We start from the raw sequence: 13,406 nt of genomic DNA on the forward strand, positions 1-13,406 counted from the left end.
TCATTAAAGACGAAGCAGGTTTAATTTTACTTTATTGCCATCCGCCACCTACGGAACGATACAGCGCAGTGATTGCATTCAATCGTTGAGCTTTCAGAGAAGCCAGTTCCAATTCAGCATTAAGCTTATTGGTTTGTGTCATAATCACCTCTACATAGGTCGCCGAATTATACTTAAACAATACATCAGCTTTTTTTACAGCTTCATTTGATTTCACCACCAATCCTTCTGCAATTTTCTGTTGCTCTTCAAGCTTTTGAATCTGTACTAAAGCATCAGAAACCTCTCCTACCGCTTTTAAAACAGATTGTTTAAAACCTATTTCCGCCTGATCTGCTAATACTTTAGACTGCTCATACTGCGTTTTAAGTTGCTTTCCATTTAAAATAGGCTGTGCAATGGCTCCGGCAGCCATTCCGAAAAGAGATCCCGGAACGCTAAACCATTTGCTGATCTGGAAAGCATTTACTCCTCCCTGAGCCGTAATATTCAAGGATGGATACATACTCATTTTAGCCACGTGAATCGCTGCTGCACTTTTTCTCACCTCCAATTCAGCAGTTTTTACATCGGGTCTATAACTCAGCAATTCTAACGGAATTCCCGCCGAAACATGATCCGGTGACTGAACATTATTCAGGCTTGCACTTCTTTCAATTTTACCAGGCATAGAACCGGTTAACAGACTCAATGCATTTTCCTGAGTAGCCACAGAACTTTCAATCGCAGGAATCGTTTTCAGAATCTGATCTTTTACGATTTCTTGTTGTTGCACTGCTAAAGCTGTTGTCAATCCAAGTTCTTGTTGCTTCACCAAAAACTTCAGGGTATTATCGGCATACATCAGATTGGATTTAGTAATTTCCAATTGAGTATCCAACATCAAAAGATTATAATATCCTTGAACAACAGCAGCTACCACTTGTGTTTTTACCGCCTTTGCTGCTTCCTGGGTTTTAAGATAATCAGCCAAAGCCTGCTCTTTTCTTCCTTTAATTTTCCCCCAGATATCAGCTTCCCATGAAAAATTGAGTGCGGTAGTATAATCTTCCGTATACCTCTTTCCCATGAACTGCCTTCCCATCATTCCGTTCATACTGTTGTCTGAAGCTCGATTGATCGTAGCGTTTGCTGTAGCATTCACCGTTGGAACATTTCCCCATTTACTTTGATTATACGCCAGTGAAGCAAATTCTATCTGTTTTAAAGCTACCTGCAGGTCATTATTCTGTATCATTGCTTTATCAATCAAACCAACTAAAACAGGATCTTTGAAAAAGTCTTTGTAACTGATCTTTGCTATATTTTCATTTTGCTCCACCACAATACTGTCACTCCTGAAAGCCTCCGGCATCTTCACTTCAGGTCGCTCATATTTCTGAACACCACAGGAGACCGCTGTTCCTGAAATGAATGCGATATATGCTATATTTTTAATTTTCATTGTTAAAATCATTTGAATTAATATTCCCAATCTGCATCCGTTACTACTTTTCCGTTAATTTTCTCATGCAAAGCCTGGAACATCACGAAAAGTACAGGTACTACAAAGATTCCCAGAATAGTACCGAAAAGCATACCTGAAATCGCAGCATATCCAATAGAATGGTTACCCATTGCAGATGGCCCTACCACAAAAATTAATGGAAGTAATCCTGTAATGAACGCCAAAGAGGTCATCAAAATCGGACGTAAACGTGCTTTTGCTCCTTCAACCGCTGAAGCAATAAGACTCTTCCCTGCTCTACGTCTCTGAATCGCAAATTCTACGATCAAAATACCATTCTTTGCTAAAAGCCCGATCAACATTACCAAAGCAATCTGAACATAGATATTGTTAGACAATTCCGCGAAAGTAATTCCTACAAAAACTCCTGACAAACCAACCGGAATAGCAATTAATACTGCAAATGGAAGAATATAACTTTCATACTGTGCAGACAACAGAAAGAATACAAACACAATACACAATCCGAAAATCATTACTGATTGCGAACTTGATCCCGCTTCTTCACGGCTCATTCCTTTATAATCGTAAGTATATCCCGGAGGAAGTACCTGCTTACTCACTTCTTCCACAGCAGCCATTGCCTGACCTGTACTGTATCCTGGAGCAGCCATTACAGTTAAGTTAGACGAGTTAAAGAGATTGAAACGATCCACCACTTCAGCTCCTGTTACTTGTTTTAAGCTAACCAAAGTATTAATAGGAACCATTTGGCCCAGATTATTTTTAACGAAAACACCGTTCAAAGATTCTTTATCCTGTCTCATTTCCGGAGTAGACTGTACTAAAACTCTGTAGTACTTCCCAAATCTGTTGAAATCAGAAGCCTGAATACTTCCATAATACCCTTGCATTACTCCTAACGCGTCAGAAACATTCACTCCTAATTGCGCTGCTTTCACCTCATCTACAAGTACTTCAAACTGTGGATAGGTAACATCAAACGTAGTAAACGCTACCGCTACTTCCGGTCTCTGCATCAAAGCACCCATCATTCCATAAGAAATATTCCCAAGGTTTTGAAGTTCCCCATTGGTACGATCCTGAAGCACAAGCTCCATTCCGCTGGTATTTCCGAAACCATCCACTGTAGGTGTATTAAGCACTAAGAAATTAGCTCTCTTATCCTGAGAAAGTGCCCCCTGAGTTTGTCCAATAATATCATTAATATTGTTAACAGCTCCTCTTTCTCCTGATTTTTTCAGTTTAACGAAAATAGAAGCTGCAGAAGAAGACATTGAACCACTGAACAGGTTCAATCCATCCACTGAAATCACTTTATCTACTGCCGGATTCTTCATCAAAAGATCTTCCGTGTCAGAAACTACTTTAGACGTTCGATCCTTAGACGCTCCCGGAGCAAGATTAGCAGTTACAATAATAAAGCTCTGGTCTTCATCAGGAATAAATCCTTTTGGAGTGGTCATAGACATCCAAGCGAACAATCCTCCAAAGGCAACAATTATTGCCAATGCAATCCATTTTTTCTTCAAAAGAAACAATACAGCTTTCCCATAACGGAATGTAAGCTTATTAAAACTCGCGTTAAATCCGGCAAAGAATCGATCTTTGAAATTCATTTTTTCATGAGCTCCTCCGTGATGCTGCTTCAGGAACAATGCGCATAAAGCAGGACTCAAAGTCAATGCATTAATCGCTGAAATCACAATCGCAATCGCTAATGTTAAGGCAAACTGCTGATAGAACAACCCTGTAGAACCACTCATAAATGCCACCGGAACGAATACTGCAGACATAATTAAGGTAATGGAAACAATTGCCCCTGTAATCTCACTCATCGCAGACATCGTTGCGGCTCTTGGGTTCAGTTTTTTATGTTCCATTTTTGCATGAACTGCTTCCACTACTACAATGGCATCATCTACCACAATACCAATCGCGAGCACAAGGGCAAACAACGTAAGAATATTGATTGAGAAACCAAATATCTTCATAAAGAAGAACGTCCCTACAATCGATACCGGAACTGCAATAGCCGGAATTAATGTAGATCTGAAATCCTGCAGGAAAATATACACCACAATGAATACAAGGATAAATGCTTCAATTAAGGTATGAATTACCTGATCAATTGACTGATCTAAGGCTTCTTTAGTTGCATACGGAATTTCATAAGTCACTCCTGCCGGGAACGATTTTTCAAGTTCCTTCATTCTTTCCTGAAGTGCAATCTGAACTTCATTTCCATTGGAGCCAGCCATCTGGAAAATAGCCATCGTTACAGAAGCTTTTTTGTTAAAATTAGAAGATACGGTATAACTATAAGCTCCGAATTCAATTTTAGCGATATCTTTTAGTTTTAAAACAGAACCATCGTTCAACGCTTTAATTGTAATATTTTCATATTGCTCAGGTTCCGTGAACTTTCCTTTATATCGAAGGACATATTCCATTACTTCTTTACTTCTTTCTCCTAATCTTCCAGGTGCCGCTTCAAGGTTTTGCGTCTGAATAGCACGGGAAACATCAGATGGAGTAAGATTATAAGAAGCCAATTTATTTGGATCAAGCCAGACACGCATAGAATAATCCTTATTTCCATATACCATGGCATCTCCTACCCCTTTTACTCTTTTCAGTTCCGGTACAATATTGATTTTTGCATAGTTTTCAAGGAAAAGATCACTCATTGAGCCATCTTTACTTGTAAGAGAAACCATGGCAATCATGCTGTTCTGTCTCTTTACCGTAGTAATTCCGGCCTGGATTACTTCAGCAGGAAGCTGATTCGTTACTTGTGCTACCCTGTTCTGAACGTTGATCGCTGCCTGATCGGGATTCGTTCCCAATTTAAAAATCACCGTGATGCTTAATGTACCATCATTACTCGCTGTAGAAGTAATGTAATCCATATTTTCCACTCCATTGATTGCATTTTCCAACGGCGGGGCTACAGATCTTGCAATCGTTTCAGCATTAGCTCCCGGATAGGCAGCTGTTACCATAACAGTAGGTGGGGCAATGTCCGGAAATTTTGTAATCGGCAGGCTGACCATACCGACGATCCCGAGAATGACAAGCAATACGGAAATAACCGTTGCCAGTACGGGTCTTTTTATAATTTTCTTTAACATGATTTCTTCTTACGATTTTTTCTGTTGAGCATTTTTCTTTTGTGCCACTACAGGAGTTCCCGGCTGTAGCCTGTCGAAACCAGAAACGATATACTGATCACCCGCTTTCAGCCCTTTTGTTACGATAAAATTATCGCCAGCTTTTCCATTAATTTCAACAGGAAGCATTTCTGCTTTTCCATTTTTGATTGTGAATACGAAAACCTTATCCTGAATAGTTCTCGTAGACGCTATAGGAAGCAAAACAACATTGCTATAAAACTGATCCAATAAGATCTTTCCTGTATTTCCACTTCTCAGAAGGTTATTCGGGTTATTGAATTTTGCTCTTAAAGTAATAGAGCCGGTAGTTTTGTTAAACTGTCCTTCCACAGCATCAATTCTCCCCGTTTCTGCATATTTCTCCCCTGCAGAAAGCTGAAGAGATACTGCCGGAGTATTCTTAATTACCTCATCAATATTGCTTCCTACATATTGTTTCTGAAAATTATTAAAATCATTTTCACTCAAACTGAAGTAAGTATACACTTGATGAATATCTGACAACAAGGTAATCGGTTCCTGATTAGTTGGAGTCATCAAACTTCCTAAACGATAGTTGAATCTCCCGATAAATCCACTTACTGGTGCTTTAATGGTTGAAAAATTAAGATTGATCTTTGCAGATTCAATAGATGATGTGGATTGACTCACTGCTCCTCTAGCAGCATTATAAGCTGCTTCAGCCTCTTTCACCTGAATATCGGAAACCATTTTATTTTTAAATAGTTCCTTTTTTCTGTCCAGGTCAATTTTTGAACTTGCAAGATTTGCCTGTGCAGTAATCAGTGCTGCCTGTGCACTTTTCAACTGCTCACCGAAGATTTGATCTTCAATTTTAAACAAGGGCTGCCCTGCTCTTACATACTCTCCTTCATCTACAAAGATTTTACTTAAATATCCTGTTACCTGAGGCCTGATCTCCACATTGGAAATCCCCTCAATGGATGCTGCATATTCTCTTGAAACAGAAGCATCCCCCTGTTTTACTATTTCTACAGGAAGTTCCGGTGCCTGCTGTTGATAAGATTGGTTTTGGTTATTTTTCCTACACCCCGCCAAGGCGATAAGCGAGAGGAAAATTATGGTTGATTTCTGAATAAAAAATCTTTGCATAACTCTAGTCATTTAAATTTTCGCCACAAAATTCGAATGAAAAAAGTTCAATAAGATTATTCAAAAAACTCCTTGTTTTGTCAAAAAGACACCTTATTTTGAAAAACATGAGATATATCATTAATAGACAAAAAACATAATATATTTCGAAATTTTAAATCAGAAATAACGTTCACTTTATCAAAAAGACATCTAAAATGAAAATTTTATTATTCATCAATACAAATCATCTTTTCTATATTCCAAAGGAGACCTGCCTGTATGTTTTTTGAAAAACTTGCTAAAGGAAGCCTGATCTGAAAACTTAAGCTTTACAGCTACCTCATTGATATTCAGATTGGGATTTCTAAGCAACAATCTAGCTTCTACGGCCAATACCTGATGAATAATCTCCCGAGGTGTTTTGAACATCGTCTTATTAATGACCTTAGTAAGATATTTTCGGCTGATAAACAACTTATCTGCATAGAATTGTACATTATGTTCTTCTTTGAAATGCTCCTGAACAAGTTTAAAAAAACTAGTCGTTAACTCATCCTCTCTAGGGGTAACTAAATGTGGTTTTTCTATTTTTTTAAAATAATTATCAATCTCGTAGATCACCAATGAAAAGTGATGCCAGATCATTTCATTGAAATAGTAATTATCTTTCTCCTTGTTATTCAGCGCTTCCAATTCACCAAGATAGAACTGCAATCTTTTATACAATTCCGGTTCATTCCTTACAATATGGGTAGGGTCAGAGGATAGGCTTTTCAGTACATTATTAGATTTATAGTTAAAACCAGCCTGTGAAATAAAATCCACTGAAAAGAAAATGTATCTTGCATTGTAATTGTCTGCAATATCATCTACCCAAAAGGTTTCAGCCATGGGACAAAAGACAATATCACCTTTATAAACCATGTACTTTTTATCATCCAGCCTGAATCCTACACTTCCATCCTGTACCAAAAAAATACAGAAATAATCAGAACGATAAGGGATATTGGGTTTGATACTATAATTCGCCTTGTCAATTTCCATCACCACAAACTCCTTGATTCTGAGATCAAATTCTACTTGTTGTAAAACTTCATCAAAAGCCAATTGAGAAACAAAATCGGGTTCTTTAGGAGGTTCTTTGCGGGATCTTTTAGCCATAGGAAATGGATTATGAAAGTACTAAGGTAATGAAAAAGGGGAAACTAAGGAAAAGCAAAACAATAATCATTGGGTACGGTACACCCTATTTTTTGCTTTTCTTCATTTATGGAAAACCGTAAAGTATCCGCTTTCAATGTTCCTATTTTTGAACCATTAATTACTCTTTTATAAAAACCTAATTATAAATACCATGATTCAAGACTCAATTTCTAATACTGATGAGATTCTGGAAAGGATCAAATCAGAATTACACAATGCAAAATCAGAAATTCTCATTGCAATGGCCTGGTTTACCAATCAGGATTTATACCATATCATCCGCGATAAGCTTAAAGAAAACATAACAGTATCACTTATTCTCTCTGATCAACCAGACAATGAAAAGCTTGACTTCGATCTGCTTGTTGAACTGGGATTGAATTTCACAAAAATAAAGAATATAGGCTATGGAATGATGAATCTTAAATTTTGTGTGATTGACAGAGCCTTAGCAATTTCCGGTTCATACAATTGGTCAAACAATGCCAAAAATAATCATGAACAGGTTTTAATTACCAATTACCCCAAAACAATCAACGAACTTACAGAAAGCTTTTTCACCATCAAAAACAGAATTGAGAAATTGAACAGCGGGCTCAGCATTGAAGAAATAGAAAATGAGGAAAAAACATTTGAGAAACCAACAATGAATAAACTCCCTAATGAAACAAAAGTTCAATCACTTAACTTCCAGGAACAGTCATTAAAAGAATTTAAAGATGTACTAGACAACATCATTGCTACCGAAGTAGGATCCTTTGACAAAAATCTTCTGAAAGAGAATGCTTATCAGCGAGCCTTTGAAAACCAGGGAGATCATCAGGTACTCCCTCAGGCAATGGATAGCCTTTATTCAAATTTCATTAACGAAATTGAAGTGATCACTGAGAAGAAAACAAGATTGAAAAACAGAATTGAAGAGCAACTTAAAGTAAGCATCAGCAATGTAGAAATGAAAACTCAGAATGAGATCGATACACTACAATACAACCTCATTTCTGAGACGCAAAATATAAAAGATACAATCCATACTACAGAGAAGGAAATTGAAGATAAAAAACATCGCATAGAAACTAATACATCTATTAAAATCCCTTTTATACAAGATAAAATTGATGTTTTGATAAAAAAGATCAATGAGTTAAAAGTAGATTTTGTTATGCCTCCGATCAACTGGCCTTTAACTTCACTTTTAAGTTTTATTACGGTGATGCTGATCTTGTATATTTTCGTCTTTTATTCTTCTGTAGCCTATATTTTTATCTTTTCAAAAGAAGATATTCTCTCTGAACTTAGAAAAGGAATTGTCACAGAAATACCCGAAGTTTTCAATGCCCATGCTATTACCAAGATTTGGAATAAAGGAGTGGGCGGGATTATGTTTCTCTTTCTTTTTGTAAGCATTCCATTAGCATTAGGTATGTTGAAGTTAATTAAGCCCGATAAAACACCTTTTGAAATAGCGAACCAACCTCAAAACATTCTTTTAAAAATCAACAAAATCATCCAAGAGAACAAAGGTTTGATATTGATTTTCCTGGTAGACTGCTTTATCGCCTACAAGGTTGCTAAAAATATCAATGATATAGAGTACCTCACCAACCAGACAGATAAAAAGTCTTCATTTTCTGAAATTGTATTTTCCCAAAACTTCCTTCTTGTTTTTACCTTAGGAACGTTAGGAGTTTATCTTTTCAGTTTGGTTATCAATAAACTCTATCATTCTCATCAAAAGAGAACAAAAACACATCATCAGGAGAAAACCGAATTTATTGTAAAAAAATTAGAAGAGGAAAAGGAAGTGCTTCAACTACAAATGAATGCCTTTAAAGAGGAAAACGGCCAATTAAATAGTGAAAACCAGGGATTGGAAAGAAACAATATCATTTTAAATAAGCAACTTCAGGAGTTTCCTATTTTAACTAATACCAAAATAAATAACTTTAAACAACTTCTCCTTACCTTCAAAGAGAAAGTAGAAAATCTGGCTCAGATCTATAAAAGCCAGGTAGATAACGACAGGCTTCCTATCTCAAAAACGGAAATGGAAAACAGAGTAAATATTTTCATGGAAGGCTGGAGTAAATATTTATATGAAATTTACTCTATCAATAAAGCAGAAGTTAAAACGACTGAAGCTATCAGAGAATGTGAAAACTGGCTTAATGTCATTGCATTTCATGAACAATTCACTTCAGAATTCGCTCAAAACTAATTTTACTAAGATGAAAAAACAATTCATATTAAGCTTCATTGCTCTATTATCTGTTTCTACACTTTCAAATTGTTGCAAAAAGAATAACACACCTTCTGCTGATTCATCATCAGATATCCCAAAAATTTACGATTATAACGTCCTCATTGTTCCGGATTTATCTAACAGAATCAACGCTGAGATTCACCCCAAGCCATTACAGGACACCGTACTCATCAACAATATTGCTGACAATATAGAAAGTCTTCTAAAAATTAAAAATAGACAAATGAACCAACTGGACACCTATAAAATTGATTTTATCAACCGGGGAATCCTGAATCAGAATATTGCAGATACTCAAAAGTTAGAAATTAATTTCAGAAAATTCAAAAATAATCAACGTGAGTCTTCAGATTATAAAAGAGGGCAACTCAAGTCAGACATCTCTTTATTAAAAAATAATCTTTCAAAAATCTACACTTACTCTTTACAAAATCTATCAGGCTCTGATGTCTGGAATTATTTTAACCAAACCGTAAGTAATTCTCTTATTAATACCCCTGATACAAAAGTTGACATCGGAAACAATCAGGCAATTATCAAAGGAACAAGAAATATCATCGTTTTATTCACCGATGGCTATATTGAAAGCGCAAATAATACTTCCGAATATACTCTGGATCAGAAAACCATAAAAAAAATAAGAGAAAGTTATTTGAAAAGCGGAAGTCATAATCTGGAAGAATTCATCAAATCAAAACCTGAATATCTGATAAGAAAAACCTCGACTCCACTCCGCAATACTTCCGTACTGGTTTTGGAAATAACAGACCGATCTTTAGACAAAAATGGAGCCAGCACCCTACAACCAACAGACTTTGAGATTATGAAAATTCTCTGGTCGCAATGGCTGACTGCTTCCGGAGCTTCAAAAGTTGAAATCTATCCAACCTTCTCTCAAAAAACAGAAGCTTACGAAGCGTTAAAAAGATTTATGGAAAATATTTAGATAAATGGAATGGTAAATAGAGTAAAGAGAGCAAAGGAAGTTAACTTATCCCGATCGCTCTCTTTTCACTATTTTTTATTTGTATTTTATATCTCAACAATCAATTCCTTCTCATAGCCGTTATCCTTTTCATCTATATAGCCGTGAGGATTACAAATGATTTCTGTTTTCCCAATATTATACCTACATGGCGTGTGAATATGGCCATGAATCCAATATAACGGTTGATATTCAAGAATCATCTCCTCCAGATTGGATGCATAAGCAGAAGTCAATGGATCTTTTTTGTAATGTTCCGGCACAGATTGAATACTCGGAGCATGATGGGTAACCACTATATTGGTAAGCTCTTTTGAAATTTCCAGACTTTCTTGCAGCCATATTTTTGAAAATTGATGAATCTTAAAGGTATCTATCGTTCTCATTTTTGAATAAGACGGATCGCGCTTGATCATTTTATAATCATTCATTTTCGGCTGGCAGAGCATTCCATATTCCACAGGGTTTCCAAAGATTGAAAAATCAGTCCATAAAGTAGTCCCATGAAAGCGTATCCCTTCAATATCTACCCATGAATTTTCAAGCACAAAAACATTAGAGTTTTCAGCAGCTTCTTTTATTTTATGGAGTGTCTTAGGGTATGAACCTTTATAATATTCATGATTTCCCAGAACATAAATAACCGGCTTATCAGAGATCGTTTCTTTAATCCATTCTATTCCTTTCGTTCCCAAATTAATATCTCCAGCCAGAACAATAACATCTGCATTATCAAAACATAATTCAGTCCGCCCAAACTCCTGATGAAGATCACTAATGATTTGTATTCTCATGATACAAAAGTAATAAAGAATAACACCATCCTAAAAAACAAAACAAAAAAAGGAACCCATGCCTAGACACCGATTCCTCACTCATATAGTTTGTGTAATTTTAAGGTCGCTTATTATGAAACAGCTATTTCTGTCTGCTTCACTTTTAAGCTTTTTACTATAAAATAGAATAACATTCCGAGGGCTAGAAGAGCATAACTAATCAATACGATCAGATTCAAGCTTCCCACCGCAAATTTTGAAGGAAAAACCTGACTCATTAAAGTCATAAACGACAGTCCGATCCCCGCTCCAAGGAAGTAAGTAGTAGAAGTCAAACTTGATGCCAATCCGTAATTAGCAGGTTCAACATCCTGAATTCCCATTACAGAAAGCGCTGTAAAACAGAACGTCATTCCAATTCCTGAGATACAAGCCGCTCCTAATAAAACAACAGTTAGAGGATGCCCTGTATACACAGAAATTAACAACAGTATCCCACCAGCCAGCATAAAAGCCCAACCCAATATTCCCATTTGAGACGAACTCAATCGCTTGGCAATATGTGGTAAAATAAATTTAGCTGTCAAAGCTGATAAAACACTGAACGGAACAAGCATCAATCCTGCAGAAGCTGCACTATACCCCATATCTTTCTGAAGCATTAATGAAATCAGGAATAAAAACCCGATAAAAAATGCTCCTAAGGTAAAGAAAGCAGCATTAGAAACCACTAATGAACTATGTCTGAATAATTTTAAATCAAATAACGGCTCAGCAACAGTTCTCAATCTGAAAAATACCATTAGTAATAACACTACCGCTGTTACTAAAGAACCTATTACAAGAAACGGTTCTTCTTTAACATGAACCAGTTCATGGGTTCCATAGGTAAGGCTTAAAAGCCCTAGCACCATTAATATTCCGGAAATTACATCTGTTTTCTGTGGAGTCTCATTCTTCTCATCTGTTGGTAGATAATAATAAGACAAAATGAGAGTAATCAAAAGAATCGGAACATTAATAAGAAAAACCCAATGCCAGCTTAAATAGGTACTGATAATCCCTCCTACTGAAAGGCCACTTCCCGAACCAATTGCTGCAAAGGAACTGAAAATACCAATTGCACGATTCCTCTCCTGTTCTTCTCTGAAAGTATTGGTTACAATCGATAAGGCTGCCGGCATTACTAGCGCGGCTCCTAATCCCTGCAAAGCACGGAATATTGCTAATACACTGAAACTTTCAGAAAGCCCTGCTCCTAATGAGGTCAACATAAAAATAAAGGCACCCAATAAAAACATTTTCTTTCTTCCAATCTGATCAGAAAGCTTTCCGCCAATGATTAAAAAACCTCCAAAGAACAATACGTACAAAGTCTGCAACCACTGTACAGTTCCTGCTCCGATATGGAACTGCTCTTGAATAGAAGGAATTGTTAAATTAATAATGGCAATATCCAACGCCTCTACAAAGGTTCCTACCGATGCTAAAATTAATATTATATTTTTCCTTGTATCCATATATTCAAATTTCCTGCAAAATTAAAATTAACAGAACGTATTTGAAAATTTTACATTAAATTTGGAACAAAGATACCACACATAACAAATCAAAAGAACAAAACTACTGAAACAACAAAAGTAACCCTATAAAAACAGAACAAATGCCAACAGAAAATTATATCTCAGACGAAAAAGATCTTTCCATCCTACGACTTCTTCAGAAAGATGCAAAGATGAGTGTACGAGACATTTCAGCCAGGATCAATCTAAGCCCAACACCTACTCATGAACGGATTAAGCGTATGGAAAAACTGGGAATCATTAGGGAATACACAGCTGTAGTAGATCGCAAAAAAGTAAATAAAGGGATGATGGTCATTTGTATGATCGCATTGAATGTTCACAATAAAAAAACGGCTGGAAAATTCATTGAAGAGGTTGGAAAATTAAAAGAGGTTGTAGAATTCTATAATATCAGCGGAGATTTTGATTTTATGCTTAAAATCCTTGCTCCCAATATGGATGAATTTCACGAATTTTTCATCAATAAACTATCTGAAATTGAAGGAATTGGCCAGACGAAAAGTATTTTCGTAATGAGCAGTATTAAGGAAAGTGCTCAAATTTTATAACTCTCCTAAAAGCCTGTATTCTACAAATTAATGTATTGACAACACAATTCCTGCCAACTCATACACAAAAACCCAGTATCATACTATATCTCAACAAACTAGCGTAAACAATTCCAACATTTAGGTTTTCAATACATCAGGTAGGTATTGGCTGCTTGTTTATTTTTTAGTACTTTAGTTCTTCAAATTTCACCTTATAAAAAAGGGGGAATTTTATTTAAGTTACAAAAAAAATGATGAGCACTAAATTTATTAATTCAGGCAACTGTAATAGGTTGTCCGGTATCATGATACCAAAAAATTCACGTC

Annotated in this window: 9 protein-coding genes; 3 read left to right on the plus strand and 6 right to left on the minus strand. The window is 36.1% G+C overall.

The genetic code is table 11. The features are described from left to right. Positions 1–31: 31 nt before the first annotated feature. The 4 genes from GTR01_RS14555 to GTR01_RS14570 all read right to left on the minus strand — a co-directional run bounded on the left by GTR01_RS14555 (position 32) and on the right by GTR01_RS14570 (position 6,900). Positions 32–1,444, minus strand: a complete 1,413-nt coding sequence (locus GTR01_RS14555) for an efflux transporter outer membrane subunit (protein WP_228452245.1) — start codon at positions 1,442–1,444, stop codon at positions 32–34. A gap of 17 nt (positions 1,445–1,461) precedes the next feature. After that, positions 1,462–4,602, minus strand: a complete 3,141-nt coding sequence (locus tag GTR01_RS14560) for an efflux RND transporter permease subunit (protein WP_160138541.1) — start codon at positions 4,600–4,602, stop codon at positions 1,462–1,464. Positions 4,603–4,611: 9 nt separating this feature from the next. Next, positions 4,612–5,757: an efflux RND transporter periplasmic adaptor subunit gene (locus tag GTR01_RS14565; RefSeq protein WP_160138542.1), complete on the minus strand. Its 1,146-nt coding sequence runs from the start codon at positions 5,755–5,757 to the stop codon at positions 4,612–4,614. A 216-nt stretch (positions 5,758–5,973) separates the two neighbouring features. After that, positions 5,974–6,900, minus strand: coding sequence for a helix-turn-helix domain-containing protein (locus GTR01_RS14570; protein WP_160138543.1), 927 nt, complete (start codon positions 6,898–6,900; stop codon positions 5,974–5,976). A gap of 193 nt (positions 6,901–7,093) precedes the next feature. On the opposite strand from GTR01_RS14570, the gene GTR01_RS14575 reads away from it, so the two are divergent. Both GTR01_RS14575 and GTR01_RS14580 read left to right on the plus strand, forming a co-directional pair. Continuing rightward, positions 7,094–9,157, plus strand: a complete 2,064-nt coding sequence (locus GTR01_RS14575) for a phospholipase D-like domain-containing protein (RefSeq protein ID WP_160138544.1) — start codon at positions 7,094–7,096, stop codon at positions 9,155–9,157. A gap of 10 nt (positions 9,158–9,167) precedes the next feature. After that, positions 9,168–10,148 carry a hypothetical protein gene (locus GTR01_RS14580; RefSeq protein ID WP_160138545.1) on the plus strand — a complete coding sequence of 327 codons (981 nt, stop codon included), beginning with the start codon at positions 9,168–9,170 and terminating at the stop codon, positions 10,146–10,148. An 86-nt stretch (positions 10,149–10,234) separates the two neighbouring features. Here the strand turns inward: GTR01_RS14580 and GTR01_RS14585 are convergent, their stop codons facing one another. Both GTR01_RS14585 and GTR01_RS14590 read right to left on the minus strand, forming a co-directional pair. Further along, positions 10,235–10,981 (minus strand): metallophosphoesterase, encoded by a 747-nt coding sequence (locus GTR01_RS14585; RefSeq protein WP_160138546.1) that lies wholly within the window; start codon positions 10,979–10,981, stop codon positions 10,235–10,237. Positions 10,982–11,094: 113 nt separating this feature from the next. Next, complete coding sequence (locus GTR01_RS14590) at positions 11,095–12,483, minus strand: MFS transporter (RefSeq protein WP_160138547.1); 1,389 nt, start codon at positions 12,481–12,483, stop codon at positions 11,095–11,097. Positions 12,484–12,626: 143 nt separating this feature from the next. On the opposite strand from GTR01_RS14590, the gene GTR01_RS14595 reads away from it, so the two are divergent. Continuing rightward, on the plus strand, positions 12,627–13,097 hold the full coding sequence (locus GTR01_RS14595) for an Lrp/AsnC family transcriptional regulator (RefSeq protein ID WP_160138548.1): 471 nt from the start codon (positions 12,627–12,629) through the stop codon (positions 13,095–13,097). Positions 13,098–13,406: the final 309 nt, after the last annotated feature.

Origin of the sequence: Chryseobacterium sp. c4a (assembly GCF_009900745.1) — a bacterium.
GTDB lineage: Bacteria > Bacteroidota > Bacteroidia > Flavobacteriales > Weeksellaceae > Chryseobacterium.